Here is a 14,556-nt window from a genome sequence, read left to right as displayed (position 1 = left end):
GACATGACCGCCAAGATCATCGATGGAAAAATCATTGCCGCGGAATTGCGTGCACGGGTCGCTGACGAGGTCGCCCGCGTCAGGCGCGAGCACAATCTGATTCCCGGCCTTGCGGTGGTCCTGGTCGGCAACGACCCGGCCAGTGAGGTCTATGTCCGCTCGAAACACACCCAGACGCAGGCAGCGGGCATGGCCTCGTTCGAGCACAAGCTGCCGGCCGATGTCTCGCAAGCAGATCTGCTGGCGCTGGTCGAAAAGCTCAATCGCGATCCGTCCGTGCACGGGATTCTGGTGCAATTGCCGCTGCCGAAGGGGCTGAATACCGAAGCCGTCATCAATGCCATCGATCCCGCCAAGGATGTCGACGGGCTGCATCCGAACAATGCCGGCCGACTCGCCGGGGGCTTCGAGGCGCTGTCACCCTGCACGCCGCTCGGCTGCATCATCCTGACCAGAAGCGTGCACGCTTCGCTTGAGGGCATGAATGCCATCGTCATCGGCCGCTCCAACCTGGTCGGCCGACCGCTGGTGCAATTGCTGTTGAACGAGAACGCCACGGTGACGATCGCGCATTCGCGCTCGCGCGACCTGCCGGGGCTCGTGAGGAAGGCCGACCTCGTCTATGCCGCGGTCGGTCGGCCCGAGATGGTGCGCGGCGACTGGCTGAAGCCCGGTGCGACCGTGATCGACGTCGGCATCAACCGCATCCCCAGGGACGACGGCAAGACACGTCTTGTCGGCGACGTCGCCTATCAGGAAGCGCTTGGCGTTGCCGGTGCCATCACGCCGGTGCCGGGCGGCGTCGGCCAGATGACGGTGGCGTGCTTGCTGGTGAATACGCTGCGCGCGGCCTGCGCGATCGCAGGGCTGCCGAAGCCGGCGGTGTAATTGAGCGTCATTCCGGGCGGCTCGAAGAGCCGAACCCGGTATCTCGGGACCCGGGTACGCGTTGACGCGTGCCCGGCATGGCGGCAGGGCTGACGGTAGGGCTTCAGCCCTTCTTCTTCTTCTCGCGATCCATGCCTTCGAGAATCAGCTTGTGCGCATCTTCCGGGCCGCCCCAGCGCAGGATCTTCACCCACTTGCCCTTTTCGAGATCCTTGTAGTGCTCGAAGAAGTGCTGGATCTGCTGCAGCGTGATGTCCGGCAGGTCGGAATAGCTCTTCACCTTGTCGTAGCGCTGCGTCAGCTTCGACGACGGCACCGCCAGAATCTTCTCGTCGCCACCGGCCTCGTCTTCCATGAACAGCACGCCGACCGGGCGCACGCTCATGACGGCGCCGGGGATGATGGCGCGGGTGTTGATGATCAGCACGTCGCAGGGGTCGCCGTCGTCTGACAGCGTGTGCGGGATGAAGCCGTAGTTACCGGGGTAACGCATCGGCGTGTAGAGGAAGCGATCGACCACCAGCGTGCCGGCCTCCTTGTCCATCTCGTACTTGATCGGTTCGCCGCCCACGGGGACTTCGATGATGACATTGACGTCATGGGGGACGTTTTTCCCGATCGAGACCGCATCGATACGCATTCAAGGCTCCGTTGTTGCCGAGGTGAAATCGCGCCCGGCAGCGATTTTGGCGCTGTCATACGCGGGCTTGGCCCGCTGATCCATCGCGTTCTGGTGAAATAATGAATCCGGCGATCACCGGCGCGAAAGGCAACGGTATCGACGGACGGGAAACGCTGCCGGGAAGAACTTCAGCAGCTCAATTGGTCCAAGCGAAGGCAACCTTGTCGAGCGCCTTGGGCCCGAACCGCTCCGACGAGCGCGCCACCATACGGCCGCCCAGTGCCCGGTAGAACTCTGTCGCCGGATCGTTGTCCGAGAGTGCCCACACCACCATGCTCTTCAGCCCGCTCTGCATGAGGTCGCGGCGAGCGGCGGCGAACAGCCGGCGGCCGAAGCCGAGGCCCTGGAATTCGGGACGCAGATACAGCTCGTAGATCTCGCCGTCGAAATGCAGGCTGCGGGCACGGTTGCGGCCGTAATTGGCATAACCCGCGATCTTGTCGCCGAACACGAGCACGCTGACGCGGCTGCCCTTGCGGATTGCGCTGTCCCACCACTGCGGACCGCGGCGGTTGATCAGCTTCTCCAGTTCGGCACCGGGGATGATGCCCTGATAGGCCGAACGCCAGGCTTCGTCATGGGTCGATGCCACCGCAGTTGCATCTGCAGCTTTCGCGGGCCGGACCTCGATCAGGGTTGTGCTCATGGACGCGATCAAACCAAGTCGCCGCGCCGGCGGCAAGACCTATCGTTAATTATCGGTTAACCTGTGGACTTTCTGCATCAGTATTGTGGCCATGTTGTACCGAAAGAGGACAAGCCGCCATTTCAAACGGCAACCGCCGGGCGTGGACCGGTGCAAAACTACTTTACGGCAGCGAATGATTGGCAATGGCAACGCAGAAAGTCCGCCGATAATGATTCGTTCCTATTGGTCCGGCAGCCGCTGTTCGCGTGCGTTCCCAACAAGTCATGCGACTCCATAACACCATCGCGCTCCTGCCTCTGCTGGCTTTGCTGACTGCGGCACCCCTGTGCGCCCAGGCCACGTTCGGTCCATCGGGCGAGGAGGACGGACCGTTTCGCCGGCAACATTGGCTTGTGCCCTCGCCGGATCCGGGCCTTGCCGCGAAAGCCCTCCTGTTTCGTCCGCCGGGGGCGGGCCCGTTCCGGCTCGCGGTGATCGCACACGCCTCGACGCAGAACGCACTGCGTCGAGCGCAAATGCCGCCGCCGGAATACCGCGCGCTCGCCGCCTATCTCGTCGCGCGCGGCTTTGCCGTGCTGGTGCCGGAGCGGCCCGGCCATGGTGCCACCGGAGGTCGCTATGTCGAGGATCAGGGCGGCTGTGACGAGGCCGACTATGCGCGCTCGGGCCGCGCAACGGCCGAGGCAATTTCGCTCGCTGCGGACTATTTGCGAACGCAGGATTTCATCGGCAAGGACGCCGCGATCGTAATCGGCCATTCCGCCGGCGGCTGGGGTGCGCTGGCGCTCGCCAAGGCCGATCCGAAGGTGATATCCGCGATTGCGGTGTTTGCACCGGGGCGTGGCGGCCATGCCAATGATGAGCCGAACCGGGTCTGCGCGCCGGATACGCTCCTCGGCGCCGCGGCGGAGTTCGGCACGGCGGCGCGCATTCCGGTTACATGGCTCGTCGCAAGCAATGACAGCTATTTCGCGCCACCATTCTCGCAGAAGCTCGCCGATGCGTTTCGCGCACGTGGCGGCAAGGCCGACCTGCGCGTCCTGCCGGCCGTCGGCAGCGAGGGCCACTGGATGATCGAAACCGAAGCCGGGGTCAAAGCCGCAAGCAGCGAACTCGCACGGGCACTGAACCCACCCAAGCCTGCGGCGACCAAGAAGCGATGACGCCGTATTTCCTGCTCAAGTTTTTCCATGTGCTGGGCGCCATCGTCATCCTCGGCACAGGAACCGGCATCGCCTTCTTCATGCTGATGGCACATCGCACGGCCGACGTGGCGTTCATCGCCCGCACCGCCTCGGTGGTCGTGATCGCGGATGCGATCTTTACGCTGTCGGCCGTGATCCTGCAGCCGCTGACGGGGGGCCTGTTGATGATGCTCTCGGCAACGTCGGTGACCGAACGCTGGCTGCTCGCATCGCTCGCGCTCTATGCCTTTGCGGGTCTGTTCTGGATCCCGGTTGTCTTCATGCAGATCGAGATGCGCGATCTCGCCGGCAGGGCCGCCGCTCAGCGCAGTGCACTCCCGGAGCGCTATTTCGTCCTGTTCCGCCGGTGGTTTGCGTTCGGCTTCCCTGGCTTTGGGGCAACAATGTTGATCCTCTGGCTGATGATCGCAAAACCGTTCTGAGAGAATTGATGAGTGGGCGAACCATCCTGGTGCTCGGCGCCTCCGGCCTGATCGGCCGCTTCGTCACCGACGATCTGCGCTCACGTGGTTTTCGCGTTGTCGGCGTGGCACGCCGCCTGTCCTCGGCGCAGAGGATGAGCGCGCTGGACGTCGAGCTTCCGATACTCTCGCTGGATACTGCCTCGCTGACGCGTCTCCTCAACGAGCATGCGGTGAGCGTCGTCGTGAACTGCCTCGGCGTGCTACAGGATGGCCCTGGCAGCAACACGAGCACGGTGCATCGCGACTTCGTCGCGCAGCTGCTGAAGGCGGTCGGCAATAGTGGCCGTCTAATCCGGCTGGTGCACATATCCATCCCCGGCTCTGCGGAGGCGGATCGCACCGCCTTCGCCACGACCAAGCGCGAGGCCGAGCACCTGATCGCAAGCAGCGGCATTCCCCATGCCATCCTGCGACCCGGCTTCGTGGTTGCGCCCTCAGCCTACGGCGGCAGCGCCATGCTCCGCGCGCTTGCTGCCTTCCCGATCGATTTGCCGGCGAGGGAAATGGCAACGACATTCCAACCGGTCGCGATCGAGGATATTTCCGCGACCATCGCCTGGCTCGCAGCACGCGACATCGACAATGCGTCACTGAAGGCGGTGAGCTGGGACCTGATGCAGGCCGAACCGGTTTCCATGTCCGGTGTCATCAAGCCCTTCCGTGTCGCTTTTGGCACCGAAGGATGGCCTCGCATCGCGATGCCGACTTTCATCCTCGACCTGGGCGCCAAACTCGGCGATCTCGCCAATTATCTCGGCTGGATGCCGCCGATGCACTCGACGGCCATCGCCGAACTCCGTCGCGGGGTGACGGGCGACCCCTCCGCATGGATCGCTGCGACGGGCATCGCGCCGAAGAGGCTGGCCGATGCAGTCGGGCGCCACCCCGCCACCATCCAGGACAAATGGTTTGCGCGCCTGTTTCTGATCAAGGCACTAATCTTTGCCAGCTTGGTCGCCTTCTGGCTCGTCTCCGGCTTCATCGCACTGTTCGTGTCCTATCCGGCCGCCGCCGGCATTCTGAGCGCGCACAACTTCCCGCCCGCGCTGGTCGATCCCATCACGATCGGCACCAGCCTGATGGACATGAGCATCGGCATCCTGATCGCATTTCGTCGCACTGCTGCTGTTGGGTTGGTTGCGGGCATCGTCGCCTCGTTCGGCTATATGGTGGGGGCGGCGATCCTGACGCCGGACCTCTGGATCGAGCCGCTCGGCGCGCTGGTGAAGACGGGACCGGCCATCGTGCTGATGTTCGTCGCGCTCATGATGCTGGACAACCGCTGATGCCAAGTTGGCCCGACGATGACGTGATCCTGTTCGACGGCGTCTGCATCTTCTGCTCGCGCTGGGTCCGGTTTGTTGCGAACCGCGACATAGCCAAGAGGTTCCGGTTCACGCCGATCCAGTCGGATTATGGAGCCCGGCTGGCGCGCACGTTCGGCATCGACCCCCATGATCCCGATACCAACGCGGTGGTCCATGGCGGTGAGGTCTTGTTGAAGTCCGACGCGGCGCTGACCGTGCTGTCGCTCTTGCCCGGATGGGATTGGGTGCGCGCGCTGTTCGCGATACCGAAGCCGTTGCGGGACGCCGTCTACGGCCTCGTCGCGCGCAACCGCTATCGCATCTTCGGCAGGTACGAGGCCTGCTTTGTGCCAGACTCGGATTTGCGGGCAAGGGTGATTGAGTAGCCCGTCATTGCGAGCGTAGCTCACCCAAAGCCGCCAGCACCTCCTTCGCCGCCCGCTCGCCGCTGTCCCTCGCGCCATGGGCTGTCGAGAAGAAGTTCGGTGATGTGGCCTCGCCGGCAAAGAACAACCGGCCATCGACCGGCGCGGCCAGCACGGCGCGGTCACCGGCATGTCCGGGCAGCGCGTGCGAATAGGAACCGCGGGCGAACGGATCGTGCGCCCAGCGCGACTCGCGCAGCGGCCTCAGCTTGCGCCTGATGTCGTTGCCGAGGAAGGCGGCGATTTCGTCGATGCTCTGGGCGGCGAAGGCGCCGTCGCCTGCATCTTCCAGCTCGCGCGCGAACCGGCCGCCGAAAAAGCCGTCGATGCAGGGCTGGCCGAAGGGACGGATATGGTACGTGCCCATCGCGGTGCGCATGGTGGCGCCACGCAGGTTTCCCTCGATTGGAAAGGCTTCGGCGCCATCGAGCGCCAGCGTCACCTTGTCGTCGACGCCGAGTGGCAGGCCGCGCGCGGCATCGAGCTTGACGGGCAGGGCCGGGGAAAAGCGGATGGCCTCGTCCGCGATCAGATTGGTCGGAACGGTGATGATCACAGCTCCGGCCTCGAGCGTGCCGCGCGACGTCTCCAGCCGAATGCGCTTTCCGGAATGGTCGACCAGCGTGACGTTGCAGTTCAGTGCGACCGGGCAAGGCGCGCCATAGGCGGCGATCAGCGTCCCGTAACCGGCGCGCACGCGCCAATTGAAGTAGGTGTCCTCGTAGGCCTCCATGTCGAGGAGCGAGACCTGGTCGAGCTCGCACCCGTTCACGTAGGTCGAGATCGCGTCGATCATCGGATTCCAGCGATTGCCCGGCTCGAGATAGCCGGCGGCGGGCGCATCCTCGCCTTGCTCCGCCGCTTCCCATATCCGCTCGTAGAATTCGTCGATCGCACGCACGAATTCCTTGCGTTCGGATTCCGGAAACGCATCGCCAAAGGCGCGGTCGCCCCAGGGCGGAAGGTCAGTGTTGATCTCGAAATTGAGCTGCTTGGCGATCGTAACGAAGGAGTTCTTGTCGGCCGAATGCAGCCAGCCGCAGCCGACATCGAACGTCACCTCGGGCGAGGCCTGTACCGTCCATGCACGGCCGCCGAGCCGGTCGCGCGCTTCGAGCACGATGGCGGAAAGTCCTGAGTCCTTCAGCGCATGCGCCGCACCAAGCCCGGCCGCGCCGGCTCCGATGACCGCGATGTCGACGAAGGAGGGAAGGGAGCTCATGGTCCGGCTCTAACACGTTCCCCGCGGGTGCTAAAGCCGTCCACGCAATCGTGTTCCTATCCGGTCCAGGACGCAGTGCGCAGGGCGGGAAAAGCGGAGCGTGCGCCTCTCCCGTCCACGAAAGTGGTTGGCAAGAGCGCCTTTGCCCACCACCGCAGTCCCGCGGAGAGCGGCGGCTTACGCCACCGCTTCCTTGGCCTTTTCCGCGCGCTTGCGCTCGTTCGGGTCGAGGTGCTTCTTGCGCAGGCGGATCGACTTCGGCGTGACTTCGACGAGCTCGTCGTCCTCGATATAGGCCAGCGCCTTTTCCAGCGTCATGCGGATCGGCGGGGTCAGGCGGACGGCTTCGTCCTTCGAGGTCGTGCGGATGTTGGTGAGCTGCTTGCCCTTGAGCACGTTGATCTCGAGATCGTTGTCGCGGGTATGCTCGCCGACGATCATGCCGCGATAGACCTTCCAGCCCGGCTCGATCATCATCGGGCCGCGGTCCTCCAGCTTGAACATGGCGTAGGCCACCGCTTCGCCCTGGTCATTGGAGATCAGCACGCCGTTGCGGCGGCCCTGGATTTCGCCCTTGTACGGCGCATAGCCGTGGAACAGGCGGTTCATGATCGCGGTGCCGCGGGTGTCGGTGAGCAGTTCGCCCTGGTAGCCGATCAGGCCGCGGGTGGGCGCGTAGAACACGAGGCGCTGGCGGTTGCCGCCGGAGGGGCGCATCTCGATCAACTCGGCCTTGCGCTCGCTCATCTTCTGCACGACGACGCCGGAATGCTCCTCGTCGACGTCGATCACGACTTCCTCGATCGGCTCCATGGTGGCGCCGGTCGCCTCGTCCTTCTGGAACACGACGCGCGGGCGCGACACCGAGAGCTCGAAGCCTTCGCGCCGCATGGTCTCGATCAGGATCGCGAGCTGCAATTCGCCGCGGCCCGACACTTCCATCGCATCCTTGTCGGCGGATTCGACCACGCGCAGCGCGACATTGCCCTCGGCCTCGCGGAGCAGGCGGTCGCGGATCATGCGGCTCGTCACCTTGTCGCCTTCGGTGCCGGCGAGCGGCGAGTTGTTGACGATGAACGACATCGAGACGGTCGGCGGATCGATCGGCTGCGCCGGCAGCGGCACCTCGACGGTCGGATCGCAGAAGGTGTCGGCGACGGTGCCCTTGGTGAGACCCGCGATCGCGACAATGTCGCCGGCCTCAGCCTCATCGAGCGGCGTGCGCTCGAGGCCGCGGAAGGCCAGGATCTTGGTGATACGGCCCTGTTCGACCAGCTTGCCGTCGGCGTTGAGCACCTTGACCTGCTGGTTCGGCTTGAGCACGCCGGACGAGATCCGGCCGGTGATGATGCGGCCGAGATAGGGGTTGGCTTCGAGGATGGTCCCGATCATCCGGAACGGCCCCTCTTCGACCTTCGGAGGCGCGACGTGGCGCAGGATCAGGTCGAACAGCGGCTCCATGCCCTTGTCTTTCGGGCCCTCGGGGCTCTCGGCCATCCAGCCCTGCTTGGCCGACCCGTAGAGGATCGGGAAGTCGAGCTGCTCCTCGCTGGCGTCGAGCGCCGCGAACAGGTCGAACACCTCGTTGATGACTTCGGTCGGCCGCGCGTCGGGGCGGTCGACCTTGTTGATGACGACGATCGGCTTGAGGCCGACCTTGAGCGCCTTGGAGACCACGAATTTGGTCTGCGGCAGCGGGCCTTCGGCAGCGTCGACCAGCACCAGGGCGCCGTCCACCATGTTGAGGATGCGCTCGACCTCACCGCCGAAATCGGCGTGGCCGGGGGTATCGACGATATTGACCCGGGTATCCTTCCACTGCACCGAGGCTGCCTTGGCCAGGATGGTGATGCCCCGCTCGCGCTCCAGATCATTGGAGTCCATGGCGCGCTCGGTCACCTTCTGGTTCTCGCGGAACGTGCCGGATTGCTGCAGGAGACGGTCGACCAGGGTCGTCTTGCCGTGGTCGACGTGGGCGATGATGGCGACGTTACGAAGATTCATGAGTGAGCTTCTTTGCGGTCGAACAATGGGTTAAGCGCGATCTCGCCGGTCGGACCGGGACCTCTTCTCGAACAACGCTGGAAGACTGGAAACGGGGCGCTTTGCGCCCAAAAAGGAAGCCCGGCCATCAGACCGGGCGCCCTGCGCGTTGCGGCGCAATATAGGCAAAAACGGCCAAAAAACAATGTGTTCTTTGCCCGTTGGTTGATTGAATTTTGTCCGGGGATCTCCGGGACTTACGGCCCGGTCGTGGGATGGGCGGGGGCCTTTCGCCCCTTGATGGCCGCCCAGACCAGCGCGACTCCGCCGATACCGATGACCAGCCCCAGGAAGACGAGCGGAGCGATGTCGGCGGCGATCCGGCCGTCCTCGACCACGGACATTCCGCCGAACAGCAGCGCGCAGAGACCCGGCAGCAGCATGAAGATCCCGAAGATCGCCATCAGCGCGGTCAGGCAGCCGCTGCGCCTATGCGGTTGGACAGGAGGCGGCGGTGGCGGTGGTGCCGATGGAATCGTGTCGCTGCTGCTCATGCCTGCAAGACTCCCTCGCTCGCCTGCGCAGCCAGCGCGGCGCGGATGCCCTCGATCTTTCCATCACGGTAGAACAGATTGTAGGTGTCGAACGGAATGATCGCCCCCTGCTCCGTCACGAAATGGATGCAGCTCCGTTTGACGTTGCCGACGCAGAAATTGAAGCGATCGAGAAACTGCACGATGGTGACTCGGAAGACGTTTTCGTAAGAGAGCCCTTCCGGCACCTCGAAGCTTGGCAGGCAGCACAAGAGTTCGCAGACCCGCTCGCTCGTGTTGAGCGGGCCCGACGACAGCGAGAACAGGTCGACGAACTTCTCGCGCAGCGCCGGATATTTCTCCGGGCTGATGGTGTTGGGCATCACGGCGACCAGTTGCTCCTGCGGAATCAGCGAGGTCAGCGGCATGACCTTCTCGCCGTTGCGCAGCCCGTAGCCGATCGAGATGCTTTCGGGGTTGCAGGGCAGCGGGATCATGTCCTTGTCGCCGAACACGCCGGTCTGGATCACGCCCTTGCGGATATCCGACAGCATGATGCGGTCCGAATGCTGATCGAAACTCTCGTTGCGGCCGGCGTCCTGCACCGGCTGCAGGGTGACGCCGCGCACGCATCTCCAGGTGAGGGCATGGCGAATGATGTCGCCGACCTCGTCATCATTGACGCCGCGCTTGATGGTGGCGACGAGCGTGGTCGACACACCAAAATGCTCGAGGTTCTCCAGCGCCTGCTGTCGGATCCTTCGCAAATCCGCGCCGCGCAGATGGATCAGGGCATCGCGCCGAAGCGAATCGAACTGGAGATAGATCTCCAGCCCGCGCCTGTTCTCGGCGAGCCGCGCCACGAAATCCTTTTCGCGAGCGATGCGCAGGCCGTTGGTGTTGATCATGACGTGGCGGATCGGGCGGGCGCGCACGGCGTCCAGGATCTCGAAGAAATCGGGGTGCAGCGTCGGCTCGCCGCCGGAAATCTGCACCAGATCAGGCTCGCCTTCGCTCGCGACCAGCGCGTCCAGCATCTTCTCGACCGTCGCAAGCGGGGTGAATTTCGTTCGCGCTGGAGCAGAATCGGCGAAGCAGACCGGGCAGGTGAGATTGCAGTGCTCGGTGATCTCGATCAGCGCCAGGCAGGAATGCTGCTCGTGATCAGGGCAGAGGCCGCAATCATGGGGGCAGCCGAACTCCGTGCGCTGCTGGAATTGCAGCGGCCGGTCGCCCGGCTTGATGAAATCCTTGCACAGGCGCCAATAAGCCGCATCCGTCGACACCAGAGTCGACTGCACGCCATGCGCCCTGCAGCGCTTTTCGTACCAGACCTCGTTGCCGAGGATCTGGATCTTGGTCGGCACCAGCTTCAGGCAGGTCTCGCAGAGGGATTGGGTCTGGCCCCAGAAGATGTAGGGACGCGATTTACGCAGCGGCGCGTTCATGCACGGGTCTCGCTTTGGGCGCCGTCGCCAGCATGAAGGCGGCGTAGAGCAGGATGAACAGCGACAGCAGATGAAACAGGGTGAGGGGGCCGATCAGCGTGCCGTAGGGCTTGAGAAATTCCCACAGGAAGCGTTGCGCTCCGTAATAGGCGAGCACCAGGTAGAAACCATTTGTGACCGTGAACGTGTCCCGCTTCAAGATCGCCAGCACATAGGCAAGCGCGAATGCGGCCATGGCCGCGCTCTCGTAGAGCTGCACGGGATGGCGGAGAACGCCGTCGCCGAAATCATGGCCGAATGGCAACGTCGTCGGCGTGCCGTAGGTGAAGTCCTCGAGGCCTGCGAAGTAGCAGCCTAGACGACCGATCGCGATACCGAGTGCCAGGGGCAGCGCAAATCGGGCTCCGGTTCGGACCGCGATCCCTGCGAACCATTTGTAGAGCTCGATGGCCACGATGCCGCCGGCCAGCGCGCCCTCGACCGAGCGCGCAATGCCGCTCTGACCGGACAACCAGAGATTGGCGGAGCCGAACAGATAGGCGCCGAGGCCGGCGCCGAACACCAGCGCGGCGATGTAGGGCAGCTCGAAGGATTGCGCCGGAAACCGTAAGCCTTGTCGCGTCAGCCAGTAGACAGCCGCCGCGGCCGCCAGCCACGCGGCAATGTCGAAGAGAATGTGAAGCAAAGCCCCGCCCATGCGGGTGCTTCATAGCACAGTTGCGCTGAGAGAGCGCGCCGCGCAGACCGGCCGTTACCCGGCCTCCCGCTCCTCGGTCGGGTAGACGCCGCGCAGCACCTCTTCGAAGTGCATTTTTACGGCCTCGTTGCAGAGGCAGGCGCGAAGCTTCAGGCCGTCGCGGTTGCGAACCAGGATCGAGCCGCGCCTGGTGTCGAGGATTCGTTCAGCCTTGAACGACTGAAGCACGCGGCTGGCGTAGCTGCGGCCGACGCCGAGCAGCGTAGCGAGCTGTTCGTGGGTCAGCGGCACGCTGGTTTCGTCGCCGGTCCGCTCCATCGCGGCCAGAATCCATTTGGCGGTCCGCTGCTCTATCGAATGGATCGCGTTGCAGGCGGTCGACTGGAAGATCTGGGCCAGCATGCAATCGGCATAGCGGGCGAAGATGTTGCGCAGCGAGGACGAGCGAACCTTGGCCGCTTCCAGCTTGCCAACGTGAATGCGGGCAAACGGCCCGCCGAACTTCACGCAGATCCGGGTATAGGCCGGCAGGAATCCCTCGCTGACGATCCCGCCTACCGCGCCTTCGCGGCCGACCAGAATGGTTTCGACGTCGCGGCCGTCCTCGTTGGGCACGAGGAACGTCGCGAGCGACGGCCCGCAGGGAAAGTGGACGACCTGGACGTCATCGCCCGGATTGTAGATCAACTGGCCCGCTGCGGCGTCCTCCACTATCACGTGCGGCGCCAGCAGGGCGTAGTCCGCCGGGCTCAAGCGCCGCAGCAGATTGTTGGCCGGCCGGCTCTCGACCTCGGTGACCTTGCCGGTACGCGCATCCATCGTGAACTCCCCTGCTTCCCTCCCAACATACCGAGTTCCATCCGCCCACTGTGTGCACAAGTGGACAGACGGTAGAACGATCATGTGGTGAGTTTCGTTCCGGGAACCCTCCGCGCTGTAAGCAGGCATCGCGTCGCGGCAGTCCTGATCCTAGAACCCAACACAAGAAGCGATCATGGCAACCGCACCTTCCAATGGCTCAGGCAGGCCGGCCGATGTTCTGATCGTGGAGGACGATCCGATCATCGCCATCGATTTCGAGGACCGTCTTCTCGGCTTCGGGGTCAGCGGCGTGCGGACCGTCGGTTCGGTGACGCAGGCGCTGGACGCCATCGCGAAGCGTACGCCGGATTTCGCGCTCCTTGACGTGGAGCTGATCCGCGAGACGAGCTTTGCGGTCGCCCAGCGGCTGATGACGTTGAAGGTTCCGTTCATTTTCGTCACCGGCTACGGTGCCGAGGCGCGAATTCCGCCCGATCTGGCGGGCCGGCCGCGGTTGCAGAAGCCGTGTTCGAGCGAGGCGCTGGAAGCGGCGATTCAGGCAGGCGCCGCCGACTAACGATCAGCTCTGCTTCGGATCGAGCGTGGTTGACCAAAGCGCAACGTCAGCGCGGTCGCGCAGGGTCACCGTCATCTGGCCCGAGGCGCCGTCGATCTTGACGTGTCCGAAGAACTGCATGCCGGCCGACGGCGGCAGGTTCTGGCTGTCTTTGCCCGGCGCCTTGACGAAGCGCACCTCCGGGCCAAAGGTGTTGTCGAGTGTGTTCGGACCGAACGTGCCGGCATGTAGCGGGCCTGAGACGAATTCCCAGAACGGGTCGAAATCCTGGAACTGCGCCCGGTTGGGGTCGTAAAAATGCGCGGCCGCATAATGCACGTCCGCGGTCAGCCACACCGTGTTGCTGATCGGTGCAAGTTTGATGAAACGCAGGATCTCGGCGATCTCGAACTCGCGGCCCCGCACCGGGCCGTCGCCCTGCGCGATGGCCTCCGAGCCGCCCTTCGGCGTGTCCCTAACGATCAGGCCGATCGGCATGTCGGAGGCGATCACCTTCCATGTCGCGCGCGAATTGAGGAGGGCGCGCTTGAGCCAGGCGATCTGGTCCGGTCCGAGGAAATGGCTGGCGGGACCGTAAGCGGTTTCGAGATTGGCGCCGTTAGGGCCGCGATAGCTGCGCTCGTCCAGCATGAACACGTCGAGATGCGGACCGTAGGAGATCTGGCGATAGACCCGGCCGGGCTCAGTGATGCTCTCGCGCATCGGGTACATCTCGTGGAAGGCGCGCGCGCCGCGCGCGGCGAGCAGCGAGATGTCGCGCAGCTTGTAGGCGGCCGGCAGCTCCTTCGAGAGCGACCAGTTATTGGTGACCTCGTGGTCGTCCCACTGGACGAAGATCGGCACCTCGGCATTGAAGGCGCGGAGGTTGTCGTCGGCGAGATTGTATTTGTGCGCGGCGCGAAACTCGTCGAGCGTCTCGGCGACCTTGGCCTTCTCGGGGATCGTCAGGTTCTTCCAGATCTTGCCGTCGGCAAGCTTCACCTCGGACTGGATCGGACCGTCGGCATAGATGGTATCGCCGGAATGCAGGAAGAAGTCAGGCCGGTGCTGGCGCATCGTCGAGAAGGTGACCATGCCGCCGTCATCCGGGTTGATGCCCCAACCCTGGCCGGCGACGTCGCCGCCCCAGACGAAGCTGACGTCGCGGCGGTCGGCCGGCGCGGTGCGGAAGCGGCCGGTTACCGGCGCGCCCTCGACAGCGCTGTGCGAGAGATCCCGGAAGCGGACGCGGTAGAAGATGTCCTGGCCGGCGGGGAGATTTTTAACCAGCATCTTTGCGGTGAAGTCGCTCTCGGGCAGCGCCGCGATCGGCGGCAGCGCACGGGCATCCCTGAACGTATCCGTCGTCGCCACCTCGACCAGCATCTGCGCGGGTCGATCGGTGCGCGCCCACACCATGCCGCCGTCGGCCGTGACGTCACCAGACTGTACGCCGTGAGTGACCGCTGGCCGATCGGCTGCGCGCGAAAGATATGGCATTGCAATCGTGCCGAGCGCACCGGCGCTGGTGGCGAGAAAGCGGCGGCGCGAGAATTTGATGTTCATGGACGGGTTCGCTGCTTGCTGCCGGCGCGCATCTTGCGCCGTCAGTCCGGGATGATCCGAAGGGCTGGACCTTGGGTGCGCAATTGCGCACCGGGGAGTATCGAGATTCCGGGTTCGATGCTGATGCATC

Annotated in this window: 15 protein-coding genes; 6 read left to right on the top strand and 9 right to left on the bottom strand. The window is 64.4% G+C overall.

Features of this window, described 5'->3' with window-relative positions:
* The first annotated feature begins 3 nt into the window (after positions 1-3).
* Complete coding sequence (folD, locus tag K408_RS0110835; RefSeq protein WP_024338770.1) at positions 4-888, top strand: bifunctional methylenetetrahydrofolate dehydrogenase/methenyltetrahydrofolate cyclohydrolase FolD; 885 nt, start codon at positions 4-6, stop codon at positions 886-888.
* Between the two features lie 103 nt (positions 889-991).
* On the opposite strand, the gene ppa is transcribed toward folD, so the two are convergent.
* Both ppa and K408_RS0110820 read right to left on the bottom strand, forming a co-directional pair.
* Positions 992-1,528 (bottom strand): inorganic diphosphatase, encoded by a 537-nt coding sequence (gene ppa / locus K408_RS0110830; protein ID WP_024338771.1) that lies wholly within the window; start codon positions 1,526-1,528, stop codon positions 992-994.
* 178 nt (positions 1,529-1,706) lie between these two features.
* A complete protein-coding gene (locus K408_RS0110820) occupies positions 1,707-2,216 on the bottom strand; it encodes a GNAT family N-acetyltransferase (RefSeq protein ID WP_024338772.1) in 510 nt (169 codons plus the stop codon).
* 266 nt (positions 2,217-2,482) lie between these two features.
* Between K408_RS0110820 and K408_RS0110815 the strand changes: the two genes are divergently transcribed.
* From K408_RS0110815 to K408_RS0110800, 4 genes are read left to right on the top strand one after another with little or no spacing between them, the layout of a single operon-like run.
* Positions 2,483-3,382, top strand: a complete 900-nt coding sequence (locus K408_RS0110815) for an alpha/beta hydrolase family protein (RefSeq protein ID WP_024338773.1) — start codon at positions 2,483-2,485, stop codon at positions 3,380-3,382.
* Positions 3,379-3,846 (top strand): DUF2269 family protein, encoded by a 468-nt coding sequence (locus tag K408_RS0110810; RefSeq protein WP_024338774.1) that lies wholly within the window; start codon positions 3,379-3,381, stop codon positions 3,844-3,846. The genes K408_RS0110815 and K408_RS0110810 overlap by 4 nt, the downstream gene beginning before the upstream one ends.
* Before the next feature lie 8 nt (positions 3,847-3,854).
* Entirely contained in the window at positions 3,855-5,174 is a 1,320-nt protein-coding gene (locus K408_RS0110805) for an SDR family oxidoreductase (RefSeq protein ID WP_028145862.1), read from the top strand.
* Complete coding sequence (locus tag K408_RS0110800) at positions 5,174-5,581, top strand: thiol-disulfide oxidoreductase DCC family protein (RefSeq protein ID WP_024338776.1); 408 nt, start codon at positions 5,174-5,176, stop codon at positions 5,579-5,581. Before K408_RS0110805 ends, K408_RS0110800 begins: the two co-directional genes overlap by 1 nt.
* Before the next feature lie 4 nt (positions 5,582-5,585).
* Here the strand turns inward: K408_RS0110800 and K408_RS0110795 are convergent, their stop codons facing one another.
* From K408_RS0110795 to K408_RS0110770, 6 genes are all read right to left on the bottom strand, one after another.
* Positions 5,586-6,842, bottom strand: a complete 1,257-nt coding sequence (locus tag K408_RS0110795; RefSeq protein ID WP_024338777.1) for a flavin monoamine oxidase family protein — start codon at positions 6,840-6,842, stop codon at positions 5,586-5,588.
* Between the two features lie 177 nt (positions 6,843-7,019).
* Positions 7,020-8,846 carry a translational GTPase TypA gene (typA, locus tag K408_RS0110790; protein ID WP_024338778.1) on the bottom strand — a complete coding sequence of 609 codons (1,827 nt, stop codon included), beginning with the start codon at positions 8,844-8,846 and terminating at the stop codon, positions 7,020-7,022.
* Positions 8,847-9,082: 236 nt separating this feature from the next.
* The gene (locus K408_RS0110785) at positions 9,083-9,379 is read right to left on the bottom strand and encodes a hypothetical protein (protein WP_024338779.1); all 297 of its coding nucleotides are present in this window, start codon (positions 9,377-9,379) and stop codon (positions 9,083-9,085) included.
* On the bottom strand, positions 9,376-10,806 hold the full coding sequence (locus K408_RS0110780) for a radical SAM protein (RefSeq protein WP_024338780.1): 1,431 nt from the start codon (positions 10,804-10,806) through the stop codon (positions 9,376-9,378). The genes K408_RS0110785 and K408_RS0110780 overlap by 4 nt, the downstream gene beginning before the upstream one ends.
* Positions 10,787-11,503, bottom strand: coding sequence for a prolipoprotein diacylglyceryl transferase family protein (locus K408_RS0110775; RefSeq protein WP_024338781.1), 717 nt, complete (start codon positions 11,501-11,503; stop codon positions 10,787-10,789). The genes K408_RS0110780 and K408_RS0110775 overlap by 20 nt, the downstream gene beginning before the upstream one ends.
* A gap of 54 nt (positions 11,504-11,557) precedes the next feature.
* Positions 11,558-12,322: a Crp/Fnr family transcriptional regulator gene (locus tag K408_RS0110770; RefSeq protein ID WP_024338782.1), complete on the bottom strand. Its 765-nt coding sequence runs from the start codon at positions 12,320-12,322 to the stop codon at positions 11,558-11,560.
* Positions 12,323-12,497: 175 nt separating this feature from the next.
* Here K408_RS0110770 and K408_RS0110765 point away from each other — a divergent pair, with 175 nt between their 5' ends.
* Positions 12,498-12,881, top strand: a complete 384-nt coding sequence (locus K408_RS0110765; RefSeq protein ID WP_024338783.1) for a response regulator — start codon at positions 12,498-12,500, stop codon at positions 12,879-12,881.
* A gap of 3 nt (positions 12,882-12,884) precedes the next feature.
* Here K408_RS0110765 and K408_RS0110760 read toward each other — a convergent pair whose 3' ends face one another.
* Positions 12,885-14,426 carry an alkaline phosphatase D family protein gene (locus tag K408_RS0110760; RefSeq protein ID WP_024338784.1) on the bottom strand — a complete coding sequence of 514 codons (1,542 nt, stop codon included), beginning with the start codon at positions 14,424-14,426 and terminating at the stop codon, positions 12,885-12,887.
* Positions 14,427-14,556: the final 130 nt, after the last annotated feature.

Source organism: Bradyrhizobium sp. in8p8, assembly GCF_000426845.1.
Lineage (GTDB): Bacteria > Pseudomonadota > Alphaproteobacteria > Rhizobiales > Xanthobacteraceae > Bradyrhizobium > Bradyrhizobium japonicum_C.
This window is presented reverse-complemented; position numbering and strand designations above follow the sequence as displayed.

Coding starts and splice junctions, on each gene's coding strand:
- K408_RS0110775 (WP_024338781.1), bottom strand. CDS start 11,503: ATGGGCGGGGCTTTGCTTCACATTCTCTTCGACATTGCCGCGTGGCTG.
- K408_RS0110800 (WP_024338776.1), top strand. CDS start 5,174: ATGCCAAGTTGGCCCGACGATGACGTGATCCTGTTCGACGGCGTCTGC.
- K408_RS0110820 (WP_024338772.1), bottom strand. CDS start 2,216: ATGAGCACAACCCTGATCGAGGTCCGGCCCGCGAAAGCTGCAGATGCA.
- K408_RS0110805 (WP_028145862.1), top strand. CDS start 3,855: ATGAGTGGGCGAACCATCCTGGTGCTCGGCGCCTCCGGCCTGATCGGC.
- ppa (WP_024338771.1), bottom strand. CDS start 1,528: ATGCGTATCGATGCGGTCTCGATCGGGAAAAACGTCCCCCATGACGTC.
- K408_RS0110785 (WP_024338779.1), bottom strand. CDS start 9,379: ATGAGCAGCAGCGACACGATTCCATCGGCACCACCGCCACCGCCGCCT.
- K408_RS0110810 (WP_024338774.1), top strand. CDS start 3,379: ATGACGCCGTATTTCCTGCTCAAGTTTTTCCATGTGCTGGGCGCCATC.
- K408_RS0110795 (WP_024338777.1), bottom strand. CDS start 6,842: ATGAGCTCCCTTCCCTCCTTCGTCGACATCGCGGTCATCGGAGCCGGC.
- folD (WP_024338770.1), top strand. CDS start 4: ATGACCGCCAAGATCATCGATGGAAAAATCATTGCCGCGGAATTGCGT.
- K408_RS0110765 (WP_024338783.1), top strand. CDS start 12,498: ATGGCAACCGCACCTTCCAATGGCTCAGGCAGGCCGGCCGATGTTCTG.
- K408_RS0110770 (WP_024338782.1), bottom strand. CDS start 12,322: ATGGATGCGCGTACCGGCAAGGTCACCGAGGTCGAGAGCCGGCCGGCC.
- K408_RS0110760 (WP_024338784.1), bottom strand. CDS start 14,426: ATGAACATCAAATTCTCGCGCCGCCGCTTTCTCGCCACCAGCGCCGGT.
- K408_RS0110780 (WP_024338780.1), bottom strand. CDS start 10,806: ATGAACGCGCCGCTGCGTAAATCGCGTCCCTACATCTTCTGGGGCCAG.
- K408_RS0110815 (WP_024338773.1), top strand. CDS start 2,483: ATGCGACTCCATAACACCATCGCGCTCCTGCCTCTGCTGGCTTTGCTG.
- typA (WP_024338778.1), bottom strand. CDS start 8,846: ATGAATCTTCGTAACGTCGCCATCATCGCCCACGTCGACCACGGCAAG.